Origin of the sequence: Paenibacillus sp. YYML68 (genome assembly GCF_027923405.1) — a bacterium.
Lineage (GTDB): Bacteria > Bacillota > Bacilli > Paenibacillales > NBRC-103111 > Paenibacillus_G.
Map to the genome: position 1 here is coordinate 4,222,878 of NZ_BQYI01000001.1, position 16,567 is coordinate 4,239,444.

A 16,567-nucleotide genomic window follows, 5' to 3' on the forward strand; every position below is an offset into this window, starting at 1 on the left:
TTACATGACTTTGTTTACGCTCTGACGAATTTATTTGCTTGGCTACATGTGAGTTATAAGATCAGTTGAGACAAAAAAAGCTCATTTAAGGCAGTTTTTATAAGATTTGCTTGAGACAGTTTATATCGTTCGATGAGATTAACCACTTGTTTTTATATGATTTTTTTAGACAATCAACGTTCAGCATAACCGCGGCGCATTTAGAGAAATATTTGATATAAGAAATTCTGATCACCTATGTGGATATCCTCGCTTTTCTCAGACGATTTCCGCCTCCTTTCCGAAAAACGGAAATCCAAAAATGCATCATCAGATCCACATTATATTTTAGTTCGTCTCATAGTCATAGGCTTTATATGTAGATATCAGTGAAAAGAACTCAAACCGTCTTGTTAGCCACACCGCTGCAAGTCCAATCTGCCTGTCCGATTCACTTTCCTGGTCAATTCTACATTTGTCGGATCACATCGTAAGCCAGCTTGGATAGCGGTCTTTTGCCGAAGTCCTCGGGATCGAGAGTGTAGCCGTATTGGAACAGATTCATTTCATGCTGCGTTAATTGATCCAGCCCCATCTGCTCCAGCAGTTTCTGCAGATCGTCCTGATAAGCTTTGCCATAGGCCTGTTTTTTGTATAAAATCTCCCGGACGCATTCCTTGTGGCTTTGATACAGCTTCTCCAGCTTGAACATGTCGACGCCGTTCTGTAGTATCCGGTGGAGCGCTCCCGTTCCGCTCATTTCTATCTCAATATCAAAATCCGTATTGCCTCCGATAATCGAATCAATCGAAGCTCCGGCCGCTAATACATATTTGAAGCGGGCGTCATCCATAAAGCCCCGATCATACGGATACAAAATCTCGACGCCTTTAGCGAGCTTGCAGCGTGAATTGCAAATATGGCAGGAAGGGACAAAATTGAACAACGATAACGAGAGCAGCATAAAGACCGATTTCGGATAAAAATGATCTAGGTCCGCCGTCGTTTTGAACTTGATTCCGTCATGATATTGCGTGATGTACTGCCTATTGCAGTATGGGCATACCTCAACCCCCATACGATTCATAATGCTATGCCTCTGTTCGTCCGGCAGCATGCTATAATTGACGATCCGCCCAATCCCCTCATTCAGCTTAATCAAATCGGCTTCCACGGCATCGGTGAATGCATCAAAATACTCATCGTTTTCCATATAATTAGGATGGGCCGCCTTGATCCGGTCGAACCAACTCGATGAGTAGCGAGCTGCATACCGTTCGCGAAATCTTTCCCGCTCTCTTTGCGTCCTAGGGAGTCCTAGCTTATCTAACTCATAATGAATCTTAAAGGAGCTGTAATAGACCAGCCCACACGTCTGGATGTAATCCTGGAGATCCGCATATCTGGATGTCATATCGCTGAAGGTTCCGGTTAACAGCGTTTCCAGCAGCGTCTCGTCCAATGCGCTCCCTCTCTCGAAGAGCTCAGTAACGCGCCGCCCGGTGAACGGATTTATAGCAGGACTTGGTGAGGCACACTCTTCCAGGTAACCGCGCTTAATTATATTCTTCATCTCATTCAGGTATTCGGTAACCTGCCTGGTTATATTGGTTGGATCCAACTTAATCACGAGAACGTTCCCTCCGCTTCTTCAGTGCGGCCAATTCCTTTTCCATCCTGACGATCTTGTCCTCCAACTCCCGTTGAGACGCAAACTCTTCCTGTCGAACCGCGAGCTCCGCCGCTCTGTCCTCTAGCCGCTCCCGCAGCCTCGATCGGATCACCGGCTCGTCAATAGCTGAGATCAAGCCGCTTACCCGTTCGATTTCCGTCCCATCGTACTCTCTCCACTCGTTGATCCGTTCCATGGTGCGCTTGAACAAGCCCTTAGCAAACTCGCCTACGGGCGAATCGAGGAAAAAATCGTTTTTGACGATATCGTAAAAGTTGCCCATTAATCCGAAGTCGGCTTTTTTTACGATTCTCTTCAAGTCATGCGACACATTGATACAAGTAATATGCTCCTTAGGAATGTCCGAGACGATAAATGGAGAATGCGTGGCTATCACAACTTGAAATTTGATGCCTTCGTTAAGCTCAGCAAGGCGTATGCATTCCGTCAAATAGTGGATATAGCGCCTCGACCACTCGGGATGGAAGGAGGCGTCCGGCTCGTCCAACAGCAGTAATATCGTATTCACTTGCTCATGATTGATGGCGACTTGTATCGCCCCGTACACGCTGACAAAACTATGAATAAACTCAAGCTCGCCGCTGCTCATGTGCCTGAACGAAACGTCCAAGGAACGCCGAAGCCCGTACTTATTGATGAATCGGTCATATAAGAGGAGCAGCTCGTGAACAGCGTCATCCATACCCGTGCTGACAAGGACCACCACTTCCGCACCGGATATATAATAGGTGGCCTCTAGCTCTTCGAACGCAACCTTCATTGCTTTGTAAATGTTGGGGTCGAAATTAATGCCTTCTTTTTCCTGCAGCTTCGGAAGTAGCCACTCCCCCAACAAGTCCAGTAAATCGAAAAGATACTTGATTCGGGTCGAATAATCATCCGTATCATATGCGATTCCGTTGATCCGATCGATGTATTCCTGCTCCTCCTCTTTGCTAAGATCGCCTAGCAGGGAATTAAGCCACAGATCCATAACGACAGCTTCCAGGTAGGAAATGATAAACCTGTCCTTGAGACTCCATGGGCTGGGTTGCCTTTTCTTCTTAGGCAATATAGGTAACTTATCGTTCTCGAAAAATAAAACGTTACCTTTGCCTTGATAGAACCGGAAGCCAAGCATCTCAAGCTTATCCTCTTGTGTTGTAAAGTCCGGGAAAATCTTATCGCGCCTTCGAAACTCGCAAACCGCTCTATCGATCGTAAATACGTTCTCCAACTTCTTGTATTCCGCACTCATGAACCGATAAATGCCGGCAAATAACGTATTGTCCAAATATACGCGTTGATAGCCGATAAACGTATCCTGTGCCCCTATATCCTTTACCTGCCGGAACCAGCTCCGTGTGGGAGCCTTCGATTGGTACAAGTAAATAAGTCTTTCGTTTTCAGCCGTTCGGCGGCCGTCATGAAATTCACCCGAGGTGTTTCCCTGAACGGTTATTTGCTGCCGCTCATAACTGAAAGAGATGCACACGCTATAATCCGTGATTCCCTCCGGTAAAACTCGCGCAACATTCTCCAGTAAACCAGGATTCCGGCCCTCGATGACAAATGTATCATCTTCGAGATGATAAACAGCAAACCATTGGGCATGTTCGAAAAATTGATTTCTCTGATACTGTTTCATGCCTAGCAGATCCAGCACCGTTGACTTACCCGAACCGTTCTTTCCGACAATAAGGTTGATATTGCTTATATGGTCTCCCCATAATCCAGCGTACGGATTAGTCCTATTCTTCGTAAGGCTCAACTTCCTATGATGATGGTCATAGTTGATGCGGAAATCGTTTGTGAAAGTAAACTGCTGCTGCCGGAAGCATCTGCCGATTTCGTGAATGTAAAGATACGCTAAAGTCGGGTGCATGTTCTTCTACTCCTTTGGAGGGCATGCCTGCTTGACAAATAACATCATTATAAGACACAAAAAGTAGGCTGACAATTGCTGTCAGTCACTAAAAAGTCAATCTATCGGATTCCGTTTGCTATCTTCCCCGAAAAACGCAAGTTCTAAGTCATCTCCCTTGTTCGACCCCATTCTACAGGTTAGTTCTTCAAATCATTCGTTGTTTTAAGGAATAATAAAAACATCTTTATACTCCTTTTAGATAGATTTGTACGCAAAATGAACACCTCCCAAAAGGTACTCATTTGAGAAATGAAAATTATTCAGTTTGAAAATATGAACAGGTTTGTTTATTTCCAAAAATAACCAGTATAGACTTCGCTCGACTTAAGCCAACATATAATTGTTCTCTGTGTTCCTGAATATCAATAGAATCCATTCCCCATAAAAAAACTATCTCAGACTCTAATCCCTTAAATCTATTAACTGTTGTTACTAACACTGAACTATCATTCCTTTGTTCAATATCTGAAAAGTGATGTCCTCTGGGTAGCGGCTGTTTCTCAAGAGCTTGTAAATATCCCCTTTTGTTTTTAGCATCTACAATTAATATTGCAATTTTACTAGAGTCAACCTGCTCCTCTAATAATAATTTTTGAATTCTAGAATGAATCTTGTTCGCTTGATTATTTATATTCATTGCAACTTCAAACTGCGGTTCTAATCCATCTAAATTAGAATGTTCAACGGGGTCACCATTATAATATCTATATGAAGCCTTATGAATTTGAACAGTGTTTCTACAGTTTCTTGAAAGTGGATATATTTCATCTTCACCTATTGGGAATGTACTCACACGGGAATATAGATTTTGATTATCATCATAAAAGATATAGAAAGGACTAGACTTTTCATCAGACAGCATTAATTCAAGGGGCAACCAGTATTCTTCTCTAAAGTCTTGGCCCTCATCACATACTATTGCATCATATCTATCAGCAATAATATCCAGAGAGCATGCAAGAGCATTTGGAAGTTGCACATCGAACTCATCTTCACCAGGATATGTTTTTTTTGCATCCTCTAATAAGTCAATACCGCTCATTTCTTTTGCTTCTTTGATCTTTGTATGACAAAGTTGATGAAAGCTCATAACAGTTAATCCATTAGTATTTTTACAGATTTCAGACAAATGGTCTGCAAGTGGACGATTATAACATGTTAATAGTGTTGAAAACCCTTCGCTAGCTAATCGTTTCGCCTTTTCCACAGCAAGTATAGTTTTCCCAGTTCCTGCACCACCACTAACTACAACCCGTCGTTTCTTCCTTAATATATCCAACAACTTAACTTGTTCGTTTGTTAGGAGTATCCTTGCTTCTTCTTCAGTTTTTAAACTGTTTGAGATTAGGGGGGTGATAAAGAATGATTTTGCGAAAACCTTTTTAAAGATATCTAGCCCCTTATGCCCAATAGGAGTTGTCATTTGATCATCATCAGTCCAAAAATCCACACAACCTTCTACCCACTTTTTTATATCCGTTAAGTGATTATTTGTTCCAATTAAAACTGCCGGCATGTCTGGCCTCTCTAAAAGTTTTGAATCCCTAATATCCGGGAAAAACACTGCATGTCCGTAGGTGATTTTTTTGACTCCAAATAGTTTCCACTCTTCGGTTTCAAAAAGTTTTGTTCGGATAGAATACTTTGCTTTTAGTGCTTGCCTTATTGGATCTTTTATTAAATTTTTCTGTCCGTAACGATCTGTAGAGAACCATTGATTAGTAGCAGCGTCAAAAGAAAGCCCCCCACCCTTTACTTCTATACACAAGTATCCAAAATTAGGATGCACAATAACAAAATCAGTTTCTCCATCTTTTGCTTCATCATTTTCTCGTTTAAGAATCCATGCAACTTGAGAAAAAACAAAATAACTATTAGGTAATCCTTCTTTTAAAGCTTTATATACCTGAACCTCAGCTTTTGATTCAATCTCAGAAAGTTGTGATTCAGTCAAATCCGGTATCATATTAGCCATTTACTTAATCCTCCAAAATATCCATTTGAGTTACATTAATTGGAATTTTCTTTTCACCGCTTTCAAAATCAACAATTAATAGCTTTAGTTTGCCTTTAATAACTTCACCTTTAATAACTCCTATTCCATGTGTGTGATGATTTATTTTTGTACCTAAAATTAACTTATCTATTGGATTATTTGCTTCTGCTATTGCCCTCCAACCGTAATCAAAAACATAATTTGTAATTTTATTATAAGGATCCTGTATTCGGTTAATTCGAACATGTTGTTCATCCCCGACGAACTCCAAAATGTATAGCCAATATCTATCTGCAAGAACCTTTGCCTTTTTCATTTGGGAGCTTGAAAGTAACACACCATAATTATTCCATTCTCCAGAAAAACCGAATACTTTTATATACCTATTTATTTCCTCAGAATCGCCACTACATGAAATAACGTCATAGTCTTCTTCCATTTCAGATGATAGAGTTGGATTTCTCCCTGTTTTCTCCTCATAATTCAATGTAAGCCTTCTAGATAATAATCGTAATTGTATCTCTTCTTCCCTTTCGACCATTTGCAAAGAAGGTTCAATTAGATCACTTGAAACATATGAGATCAAACGTTTTTTTTGATTATTAGAAATTAAATTATCTACTTTTGTTAGTGAGCCATTAGATGGCTCGTAATTATATGCTTCATCAAAATCATCAAAGTTAACTTTATTAGAATTGCTGTCCTCTTTATAACTTCCTTTTGTAAAATTGAAACTTATGGTTCCATTTTGTCTATTAAGAGCATGCACAATCGCACTATCTTCACCATCTTCTACTTGTATCTCCAAATTACTTCCTTCATCAAGTTGAGGCCAATTCTCATAAAAATAATCTTCGCTGATATTTTCATCATCCCTAAAATCTTCGTAGGACTCATACTGAATAACAGTATATCCCTTCGAATATAACCAGCTTTCAATATCAGCACTAGAAAGTTGTAGTAATAGACCAATCTCTCTATCTTTTCCTTCCATTTCAAAGAGAGAACCTAAAGAACTACTTAAATTATAGAGAGTCAATGGATTTTTAAAATGCCCAACATAATACAAAGAATTCGTGGACACTTCATAATATGAATCAACATTTTGATTGTATATTATAGTGCCGTAATCATCTGCAAAAGATAAAGATAACGAGTCAGCTTTATAAAAGCTAACTTCATTAAGTTTTTTAATAAACTTAGCAAATGTATCGCTTGGATGTTCAGCTTTAATATTTGATAGAAGTGTAGCAAAGTAATTTGCTTTTTTTTGCAAAGCATTTAGTAGCTCAGTATCATGCTCTGCATCTATTACGTTTAGTTTAAGATTATCGTTCTGAATAATTTTAATGTCGAAATAATCAAATAAAATTTCTTTATCCTTTAGTGAATCTGATATTTTCAGAAAATATTTTGAATTAGCGGGCGGTAGATATCCTAAAACGTTAAAAAAGTATAGTGAAGAATTAGATTGAAAAGAATCATCGGTTGCTAATAATTTCATAGTAACACCATTGCGTTCGCCTACCGGCTTATTGCTTATAATTTGTTTGTATATAGCTTCGATCTGCTTAAATGTATTTTTATCAACTGTGCAGTCCTCAATTTTTTTAAGTAAATATACACAATCTTGAAGAGTAACTACTCTTTTAATCCCCAAAAAGTTTTCCTGTTCTTTATTAAAATTGAGAGATTCATGAACAGTGGGATAGTAGTCTCTAACAATACTCCTCAAATTTTCTGAATATACCTCAGTAGATTTGTAACACTGTTTGTTATTAGTAGGTATACTAGGATGATTTTGAACAAAGTATTGGAAATAAGAAACTACCGCTTTTGAACCAACATAAGTATAATAGGTTGTTTTATTGCAATTTGAATGAATCACATCCCATTTTTCACAAATCAATTTCCAATATGATATAGAGAAACTAAAATTATTAGTATACTCTAAATAATCAATGAATAACGCATTTTGCAATCCATGCTGCCCAGAAGATTTATAACGACTAGTTATACTTTCATAATAACTCCCATCATTATCTATATGGTCGAAATACACCTTCATTAAGGGATATTTCCTAATCGCTTCTGTTCTTTCGATTCTTGATACAACATTATATTTTATTTTTTCTTTAACCCCTATTCTAACCATCAAGGATTTCCATCGATAAATTTCCTTTTCATTATCCACGTATCCATTTGTTACGTACTTTCCTTCGGGAAGTATTTCTTCGATTTTTAGCTCTGGATCATAAAAATTAGATAAATAACATTCACTTGGTAACTCTAAAGTTCCTTTTGTGGTTACCAACTTTAATGCTAACAAATTTCTGTAGTCATTATCATCTAGTTTGCCTTGCTGATAAACTTTGAATATAAACCTTCCGATAGGTAATGCATTATTAATGTTTATAAGATTGTTTTTTATCATTTCAACAATTGACTTACGTATTATTTCTATGTCAGAAGGCTCTCTTACTCCTAATATTTTCAACCATTCTAATAACTCTTTGTTACTTTTAAAGGCTTCAAATAATCCTTCATTTATACATGCTAGTCCAACTATATTGTTTATTTCATTATCTCCTTCAGATATCGGAAAATATAAATTTTCTGGAGAGTTTAGCTTATTACTATCACTTAATAAAAATGCTGACGACCTCAGTGTTCGTGACCAATCAAACTTTTGTTTATAAGAATCCTTTTTAAACAGAAACTGAACAAGATTAATATTGAACTCTAAATTAGAATTACATAATTCTATAAACCGAGCAGATTTAAAAATCTCGCATAAATCCTTGATTTCAATCTTCTTTACTCCCAAAACTGACAATTTATTCGGATTAATAATTTCACAAGCAGCAACTTCATAATTATTATTGTAGTGATTTTTAATTATAGAAGTGTTAAACTCTCCACAAAATCCTGTTGTATCCAAAATACTCTGATTAACTTTTAGCAAACCATCTTTATCATGTTTTGGTATAAATGCTGTCTTAGCGATTGCTGCATCTAATCCATCGTTATACGCTTGTTTTAGTTCTGATGATCCGACGGATGTATAATGGGGTTTAATCAACTTTGTAAATTCATATACAAATTTATTATCTTCAACCAATTCAGAGATCCATTGTACTTTGCAAATCGCTATTTGTTTAAAAATAAAGTTATTCCATGCATTCTCAAGTATTTGAGTTCTTTCAGCATTAGTAATAAAGTCACCATTAATCAAAAAGTTGAATTCACTTTTGGCCTTTGTTGGTAAATACGAATAAAATAAAGCATTAGATATTTCTTGTAATTCATCATTTAAGACACAGGCTGAAAAAATTATTTTTGTTTTCGTTGAAAATTTCAATTTATCAGGGCAAACGGTAGAATCAAGAAGCATAACTTTATCTTTCGTTTCTTTATCAACAGGGACAACAAATTCTTTATAAATCCATTTGCTTTTTATTTGTCCACTAACTGATATTTCCTTTGAATCATTCCCAATTTTCTCACAGCTAATTTTCTTTTCTTCTTTATTCTTATCAAAGAATGTGATCTTTTTAACATGGCGCAAAAACAGCATGATTCTTGGGTCCTCTAATACGCTAAGTATCTCCTTCTTTATCTTTTCTCTGTTACTTACCGCAATAATCGTAGTAACATAAGAACTATTAAATTCATTACTTAGTTCACTTTCCAACTCAGTTTTCTCAAACCATATAGGAATTATCTGCCATGGATACTCTTGTGTATTTCTCCACTGATCAAAGTATCTATCGAACTTAAAGGTGAACTTATTTGATATAATAAATACTTGATCACATGTTCCAAAAATCGATTTAAACCCTATCCCTTTATATCCAGTTTTCTCAATATCTTTCGTTTTACCACTGTCACCACTACCTACATTTGATATCCCTCTTACATCTTCTTTTGTAAAGTGCTTTCCATTATGGCTAAATATTAAATAGTTATCTAGAAGTTTTAATTCAATTTCTACATCTCCATGAATATTTGCTCCTGGAGAATCGTCAGCATTCTGAATTAATTCAAAAATAAATCGATTTGCATCTCCAAATACTGTTTTTGTAAGTATATTCAGAAGACTAGCAAGTGATTTCGAATTACTATCATTTTTAGTTTTATCATCATATAGATCTTGTACGAATTTTTTCTCTTCCATGGTGATAATTACTCCTACTTTATATTGAAATAATGAATTTAATCTTCCTTTTAGAAACTTGTCGCCCTGCCGCGGCATCTTCATGCGACTCACGATTCGAGATGTGCTCATTTATCCGGAACATCTAAGCTGCTGAGTTTAGCTAACTCAGTTATACCTGGGCACCAAACACAAAGGAACCTTCTTGCTCTGGTAAAAGCTACAAATCCTACACGGGCCTCTTCTTTATCATTTATTTTAAGCCATCCTTCAAGTTCCTTTAAATCTTCAGCAATAACTAGGATGGAGGTAGCCTCTCTTCCTTTGGCACTGTGTATTGTTGATAGATAGGCTCTTTCAGCCTCATTCGGATCTAGGATGATTTGATCCATTACTTGTTGTACTGTTATCTTTTTGATTTCCCTCTTTTGGCTTGGCCAGTCGTAATCAAGGCTCTTAAGTTTAATACCTATTTTAATCCCTAATCTCTTCTCAGAAAAATCCTTTAGATGCCCCTTTAATGCTTTAAAAAAGCTATCTATAGTCATTACATTGAAATCTTGAGCATTTAACCAAGCAAATACTCCTACCTGTAGTTTCCTCCATACCATGCGATCATACTTTATTTCAGAAAGATTAATAAAATTGGGATTCTTGTTGAATATTACACGAGCCAATGCAAATTCAATTGCTTCAATACTTTTGCCATATTCCTGAGAATGGTTCAAGAGTACTGCTTTCAATAATTGATTAATGATTTCGTATCGTCTATAATCAATTTCTTTTAATTTATTAAGAAATGGAGCCTGTTCGATCTCATGTCCATTAATCTTATGTTGAATTTCTGTAAGCATTTCATGTTTCCTAGACAGAATTAAAAATGGAATATGCTCTTGTTCCGAACCAACTTTTAACCTAAGCTCATGAAAAGCTTCAATGGCTTGTTTTGTATTAGCTTTATCCATAAGAAGAATAACGTCTTGATGTATGCCCGCGTTACTTCCGTTTGCAAATTGCTTAAAAGTAGCTTTCTTGTTATTGAAATCAACAATTGCCGTAGTACTGCGGAAATTATTTGTGAGAGTATATTTCTTAAATGTACCGGGGTTGCTTAACCTACTTTCAAATATTGTTGGTTCAGCCCCCGTAAAACTAAATATCGACTGGTTAGGATCTCCAACAAAAAAGAAGGACGTACTATCTAATAATCGAAATATCTGATCCTGGTAATAAGTTACGTCCTGATATTCGTCAACTAAAATCGCTGAAAAGCGGGAAGTTAGTGCAGCTTTAAGATGTGGGAACTTTGATAAAAGTTGAAATGCAAAATATATTGTATCTTGTTGGTCAATCTTATGATCATCATGTATCAATTTTTTTAATATTGACATTTCACCTTCTGTAATTTTGTTTGACCTATAACAAATTAAATCACCGGATTTATCATATCCGATTGATTCTAGTGCAATAACGTTATCTGGTATTTTAAATTTTCTTGAATCAGAGACACTATTAACATAATATTTAGAGAAACCACGAGGTAACAATTCATAGGTTTGTCCAACTTGCGAAAGTAGATAGCTATAGGGAGCTATCAAATACTCATTTAAAAATGAATGTATTGTCCCAATGAAAGTACCCTGCGGTAAGGAGAACTCATTTTCTTTTTGAAGACGTTCAAGTATTTCATCTTTTGCCGCATTTGTATACGTAATACAAGCAATATTAGAATTAGGTCTGATTGTGTGCTTGCACAAATAAACGAGGCGATCTATTAGTAGCTTTGTTTTCCCGCTCCCGGGACCAGCCGCGACAATAATACTCTCAGTTACAGGAAGAGTAGCAATTTCTTTTCTCAGTTCTTTGGAATCTTTCATTAATCCTCCGAAAGAATATCCAAAATATCTGTAATATATTTTGGAATTTTTATTTCTTCACCTAATATTAATTCATCTAGTACATATTGAGCGGCTTCTCCTTTAGTCTCGGCGACAATGAGGAAAGCCTCCCTTTCAAATTCATGGCCAGTTAATGTTGCAATTTTTTCTCTTTCATCCTTGGTGCCTAATTCGTATTTAGCTATTAGATTTTTGAAAAAGCTATGATTCTCAAGTATAAGGTCATATTCAAATGTTTTTAGGTTTGTTTGTATGAATACGTGAGGTAATCCTTTAAAATCATTTATTAAGTTAGTAGTTCTAGAGCAAGGGCTGGCAGGATTCTGTTTAGTCGGGAACACATCGACCTTGAGTTTTTCATTAGATACTGGATCAATTATCTCACGTTTTTCTGGATCACTATCAGTCAATACTGCACATTTTTGGTTAAGACCAGTTTGTCCAAAAAGATGTAAGAATGGTCGGAAAGCGACTCCATCGACAGATATAATTGATACCCCATAGCCTTCTAATGTTTTTATTGGCTCGTTTTTCTTCCTTCCCTTATTCCAATATATTTCTGCCATTTTGGGAATAAGCAATCTTTCAGCAATACCCTCTACCAAAAGGGTTTTTCTCCCAAAAAATATATTGGATTTTGTAGCATCTAGCCATCTTTCAAGGTGGCGTTTATATTGTTCTGTCTTTTTATCAAAGATACTGCCTATTTGTTTTGACTGTATTTTTTCGCCTTCTCTATACATCAGAATTAATGAATTTAAATTAACGGATGATGAGATGTGGGTCGAATGGGAAGTTACAAGAATTTGGCCAGCTAAAGACTCCTTGAAGAAGTAGTTGCTTAAATACCTTTGTAAATGGGTATGCAAATGCGCTTCAGGTTCTTCAACTGTTAAAATTGGAAATGTATAATCAATGCCCTTTTTATCTTTTTTATTAAAGTATTGCGCCAGCAATAGACTAATAAAAAGCAAATTATTATATCCTAATCCGTTAGTTTCTACTGAGTGGACGTTACCATTATTGGGCCCTATTAAGACTTTTAAATTCTTAAGTAATTGCTCGTAACTACTTTCTGCCATCTGAATTTCAGTACGTTGGTGTAAATGACCTGTTATTTGTTTTAGATAATCATTAATCGTTGTTTTCGCTTTATCTATTTCACTGGATAACTTTATCTGTTTATTTAACTCTTGAATTTTCCTAATCACTTCATCTTTATTTATTTCGTCTTGGTCGTAGGAGCTAATAATTTTATGTAACTTACTTGAGGATCTACTTAAATCGGATGTAGCATCTCTTAAAGCATCCACACTTTCAAAAGTGAATCGTTGAAGCATCTGATGATCAAATATATCATTTGTTTCCTTTTCACCACCAAAAATAACCCATTCATATTGATCAATAGGTATTTTTAAATCTTTAATTAAAGTAGGATTGACTGGTGGTGTTTTTTTACAGTTGCCTTTTGGCCTAAAAATATATGTTAATTTAGCTTGCCCTGGTTCCTTAGTTAGCCACTTATAAGCAAGTGCCATTTCATCTTCAGTAATTATTTCAGATAATGTAACCTCAACTTTAATCGAAGGCCATACTCCATGAACTACTATTTCATTATTAAAATCATCTTGAGTTAATTGTCGGCGTCTCCAACCGTTGTTCGATATAAAAATGAGGGACAATGCATCTAGCATATTTGATTTACCAATATTGTTCTCGCCAATTATCACTGACAGTCCCTGGTTGAATTCTATTGTAAAGTCCACAAAAGATTTATAGTTCTGAATACTCAGCTTAGATATGTACATTCGTTACCCTCCTGCCGGTCCATTTTAATTAAAGAGCTTCTTCCTACAATTTTACACTAAAGCCCTTTGTCTTTCTGTCGATTTTTGTAACCTAATAGAGAATTTTGTTAGTATAGCGCTCAAAGTAATAAAGGTGAGCGTCAAATAGTCCCCACCTAGCGGTGGGAGCGAACCTGATGTATGCTACGATTACTTCTTATTCATACTGCATTCAGCCGGGAGCGATCCCGACCATGGCATGAATGAATCGAGTGTTGATTCATCAAGCGGATCAGGCAACTGAGGCAACTGCTCGAATAGATACTTCAAGTAGTTGTACGGATGCAGTCCGTTTTCCTTGGCTGTCTCAATCACGCTATAGATGACAGCGCTCGCCTTCGCTCCTCGCGGCGTGTTCGCGAACAGCCAGTTCTTCCGGCCGATCACAAACGGTTTAATGGAGCGTTCACTTCGATTGTTGTCGATCTCCAGCCATCCATCTTCCATGAAGGCCGTCAACTTCTCCCACTGGTTCAAGCTGTAGGCGATCGCCTGTCCATATGCCACCCTGTTTCTTTTCTATATTATTGAGTAATTCGACAGAATAGGCTTTGTTTCCTTGTCCCGAGACAACTTAAAATCTATATAGAAGGATTTCCTAAATATTGTGTCGAAGCAAGTATCGTTCAACTGATCGTTTTGAGAATGAGGAGGATTGACATGAATACACAATCCCTTAACCCTTCATTTGAATTTCTTTTTTCATCCGTCTTTCACGATGAAATTGTTCAAGCTGTAATAAAATTGAGGCAACGATATACCTATACTCCAAATAAGTACTTAACTATTAAGGAAGTCTCTTCGATAACTGGAATCGGAACCTATACTTTAAGACAGCTTACTTATGCTAGAGCGATGCCTCATAGGCTTGTTAAGTCTCGGATCATGTTTGTTGAAAATGAAATAAAGGCAACAATTGATTGTTATAAGGATAATGGCTGGGCTGACCCCAATCATGATTGGGATGTCAAAGAAGCTCAAAATGAGATTAATACTTTTCAAAAGTCAAAGGAGGGATCTATTTTGATTGAGGAAATAATCAGGAAGATAATAAGGGAAGAATTAAATAGTTTCTTACGGGAAATTCAGAGCACCAAAAAAAAACGGAGAAAATTTTTATGGAAGAACGATTCTAACTATAAAAGAATCTGCACAGCATTTTAGAACAAGTCCATCGACAATTTATAGTTTAATTAAAGAGGATGGAATGCCTCATTTGAAATTACAGAGCAGGTTCTACGTTGTACTTGAGGAAGCCGAGGCATTTATATGGCGAGAAACGGCGAAATCTTATGCAATTAAAGGGAACATATACTGGCAGAGGATTTTACAAAGACTTGATTGGGAAGAAAAAGAGCGTGAAAATGCATATACAAAAGCTTTGAAAAGACTTGAGGAAGGAATCTAATGGTTCAATCAAGCATCTTTTTCTCAAAATCAAGGCTTATTCGGTATATACCGTAAATTAATGTGCCTATTAAAAAACTTTCAACTTCATGCAAATATTCTCCGGAAAGAATTGACCCTGTTCCCCATCCGACGAATATGACAGTTATTATTTTTAAGATCACTCCTTCATTCTTATCTAACCATCCCATCATTTAGAATCCCTACTCCTCTTCTGTAATTTATAGTCGACAAATTCTACAACACGTTCTTGCTCGTCTAAATTCAACTTTTTAAACATTGACATAAGTTTAATCTCTGCTGAAGTTAGTGAAAAGGCATACTCACCCTCAGGTCGTAATGGATCAGACGACTTTTGAACTCCCTCGATCAACAACCAATTAAGATCAAACCCATATTTGTTTCTCAACGCAATTAAAGTATCGGCGGATGGCTTGCTGTTACCTTTTTCTATTTCATTTAGATTACCTTGTGATATACCAAGAGCTGTTGAAAATTCAACATGGCTTAAATTATGTAATTTTCGAAAAGCCTTTATTTTTTCACCGATCATGATAGGCTCATCCTTTCTTATTCTTTTCCCAAACTAATGGTGAATAATCCTCGTCGAAAATGGAAATGGTTCCTACGGTTTGTCCGAATTATGGATATAAAATTTTACCAGGTCTAAAAGTACCACTTTTTTATCATTCATCTTAGAATTTTTTAAGCTCATGTATAAACCAAATGGCAGCAAATCCTTGTATTACAAGGTTTTTGATGCCATCTGGTTGTCTCGTTTTGATGTTATAAACAATCTCAAACTATCTTATAACCAGTCTCAATTTACGTTATAACTAACAGCTACATGTTCAACTACGTTGGATTCCCCGCTGCCGCATCGCCTCAAACAGCACCACCGTCGCGGCCATCGCTGCATTCAGCGACTCGGCGCGGCCCGCCATCGGGATGAGCACGCGCTTGCTTGCGAGCTGGTCGACCTCGATCGATACGCCTTGTCCCTCGTTACCGATCACGAACCACGTCGACGGTCGCAGGTCGCACGCATACAGCGGCTCAGCTCCGTCCAGACTCATGCTTACGATCTGAATGCCCTGCGCCGCTGCCTCTGGCAAGCATGCCGCCAGCTCCGCCTGCGTGACGATCGGCAGATGGAACAGCGAGCCCATCGTCGAGCGCACCGTCTTCGGATTGTACAGGTCAACGGTCCCCTTGCCGAGCACGACGCCGCTCGCCCCGACCGCGTCGGCGCTGCGAATGATCGTGCCGAGGTTGCCCGGGTCCTGCAGGCCGTCGACGACGACGACGAGCCCGCCCTGCGTGCTGCGCTTCAGCACGTCGCCAAGCTGCCACGGCAGCTTCGGCACGATCGCGAACACCGGCTGCGGCGTCAGCGTGTCTGTACACTTCGCGAGCACCTGCTCGCTAACGGGCACGCACTCGATGCCCAGCTCCCGCGCTTCAGCCAGCACCGCGGCGCATGCGGCCGCCTTCTCCTCTGCGTACACGACCGTCTCGGGCTGCAGCTCCGAGCGGAGCGCCTCCTCGACCAGGTGCAGCCCTTCGATCAGGAAGCGGCCTGTTTTTTCTCTACCTTTGCGGCTGAGCAGCTCCGTCCATTGCTTCACGCGCGGATTTTGCAGCGAGCGGATCGGCTCAGCCTGTTTACCTCTAGCATCCATCAA

11 protein-coding genes and 1 pseudogene are annotated in these 16,567 nt (G+C 37.9%); 2 read left to right on the top strand and 10 right to left on the bottom strand.

Translation table 11 applies throughout. The features are described from left to right. Positions 1-448: 448 nt before the first annotated feature. The 7 genes and pseudogenes from PAE68_RS18825 to PAE68_RS18855 form a co-directional block, all read right to left on the bottom strand. Positions 449-1,609, bottom strand: coding sequence for a hypothetical protein (locus PAE68_RS18825; RefSeq protein ID WP_281889540.1), 1,161 nt, complete (start codon positions 1,607-1,609; stop codon positions 449-451). Then, a complete protein-coding gene (locus PAE68_RS18830; protein ID WP_281889543.1) occupies positions 1,602-3,536 on the bottom strand; it encodes an AAA family ATPase in 1,935 nt (644 codons plus the stop codon). Before PAE68_RS18830 ends, PAE68_RS18825 begins: the two co-directional genes overlap by 8 nt. Before the next feature lie 298 nt (positions 3,537-3,834). Next, a complete protein-coding gene (locus PAE68_RS18835) occupies positions 3,835-5,553 on the bottom strand; it encodes a nuclease-related domain-containing DEAD/DEAH box helicase (protein ID WP_281889545.1) in 1,719 nt (572 codons plus the stop codon). 4 nt (positions 5,554-5,557) lie between these two features. Beyond that, positions 5,558-9,751 (bottom strand): sacsin N-terminal ATP-binding-like domain-containing protein, encoded by a 4,194-nt coding sequence (locus PAE68_RS18840; protein ID WP_281889547.1) that lies wholly within the window; start codon positions 9,749-9,751, stop codon positions 5,558-5,560. A gap of 107 nt (positions 9,752-9,858) precedes the next feature. Next, positions 9,859-11,607 (bottom strand): ATP-dependent helicase, encoded by a 1,749-nt coding sequence (locus tag PAE68_RS18845; protein WP_281889549.1) that lies wholly within the window; start codon positions 11,605-11,607, stop codon positions 9,859-9,861. Further along, on the bottom strand, positions 11,607-13,436 hold the full coding sequence (locus PAE68_RS18850) for an ATP-dependent nuclease (protein ID WP_281889552.1): 1,830 nt from the start codon (positions 13,434-13,436) through the stop codon (positions 11,607-11,609). Before PAE68_RS18850 ends, PAE68_RS18845 begins: the two co-directional genes overlap by 1 nt. Before the next feature lie 189 nt (positions 13,437-13,625). Further along, positions 13,626-13,973, bottom strand: a pseudogene (locus tag PAE68_RS18855) (IS66 family transposase); the annotation flags it as partial. Positions 13,974-14,135: 162 nt separating this feature from the next. Between PAE68_RS18855 and PAE68_RS18860 the strand changes: the two are divergent. Beyond that, positions 14,136-14,639, top strand: coding sequence for a hypothetical protein (locus tag PAE68_RS18860; protein WP_281889554.1), 504 nt, complete (start codon positions 14,136-14,138; stop codon positions 14,637-14,639). A gap of 52 nt (positions 14,640-14,691) precedes the next feature. After that, entirely contained in the window at positions 14,692-14,883 is a 192-nt protein-coding gene (locus PAE68_RS18865; protein ID WP_281889557.1) for a hypothetical protein, read from the top strand. A 4-nt stretch (positions 14,884-14,887) separates the two neighbouring features. Here the strand turns inward: PAE68_RS18865 and PAE68_RS18870 are convergent, their stop codons facing one another. The 3 genes from PAE68_RS18870 to PAE68_RS18880 form a co-directional block, all read right to left on the bottom strand. Continuing rightward, positions 14,888-15,076 carry a hypothetical protein gene (locus PAE68_RS18870; RefSeq protein ID WP_281889558.1) on the bottom strand — a complete coding sequence of 63 codons (189 nt, stop codon included), beginning with the start codon at positions 15,074-15,076 and terminating at the stop codon, positions 14,888-14,890. Further along, positions 15,073-15,435: a helix-turn-helix domain-containing protein gene (locus PAE68_RS18875; RefSeq protein WP_281889561.1), complete on the bottom strand. Its 363-nt coding sequence runs from the start codon at positions 15,433-15,435 to the stop codon at positions 15,073-15,075. Before PAE68_RS18875 ends, PAE68_RS18870 begins: the two co-directional genes overlap by 4 nt. 298 nt (positions 15,436-15,733) lie before the next feature. After that, on the bottom strand, positions 15,734-16,564 hold the full coding sequence (locus PAE68_RS18880) for a TrmH family RNA methyltransferase (protein ID WP_281889564.1): 831 nt from the start codon (positions 16,562-16,564) through the stop codon (positions 15,734-15,736). Between the last annotated feature and the right edge of the window lie 3 nt (positions 16,565-16,567).

Excerpts from the sequence above, each read along its gene's own strand:
- PAE68_RS18835 (WP_281889545.1), bottom strand. The coding sequence starts at position 5,553 with ATGGCTAATATGATACCGGATTTGACTGAATCACAACTTTCTGAGATT.
- PAE68_RS18830 (WP_281889543.1), bottom strand. The coding sequence starts at position 3,536 with ATGCACCCGACTTTAGCGTATCTTTACATTCACGAAATCGGCAGATGC.
- PAE68_RS18875 (WP_281889561.1), bottom strand. The coding sequence starts at position 15,435 with ATGATCGGTGAAAAAATAAAGGCTTTTCGAAAATTACATAATTTAAGC.
- PAE68_RS18845 (WP_281889549.1), bottom strand. The coding sequence starts at position 11,607 with ATGAAAGATTCCAAAGAACTGAGAAAAGAAATTGCTACTCTTCCTGTA.
- PAE68_RS18840 (WP_281889547.1), bottom strand. The coding sequence starts at position 9,751 with ATGGAAGAGAAAAAATTCGTACAAGATCTATATGATGATAAAACTAAA.
- PAE68_RS18870 (WP_281889558.1), bottom strand. The coding sequence starts at position 15,076 with ATGATGGGATGGTTAGATAAGAATGAAGGAGTGATCTTAAAAATAATA.
- PAE68_RS18880 (WP_281889564.1), bottom strand. The coding sequence starts at position 16,564 with ATGGATGCTAGAGGTAAACAGGCTGAGCCGATCCGCTCGCTGCAAAAT.
- PAE68_RS18860 (WP_281889554.1), top strand. The coding sequence starts at position 14,136 with ATGAATACACAATCCCTTAACCCTTCATTTGAATTTCTTTTTTCATCC.
- PAE68_RS18850 (WP_281889552.1), bottom strand. The coding sequence starts at position 13,436 with ATGTACATATCTAAGCTGAGTATTCAGAACTATAAATCTTTTGTGGAC.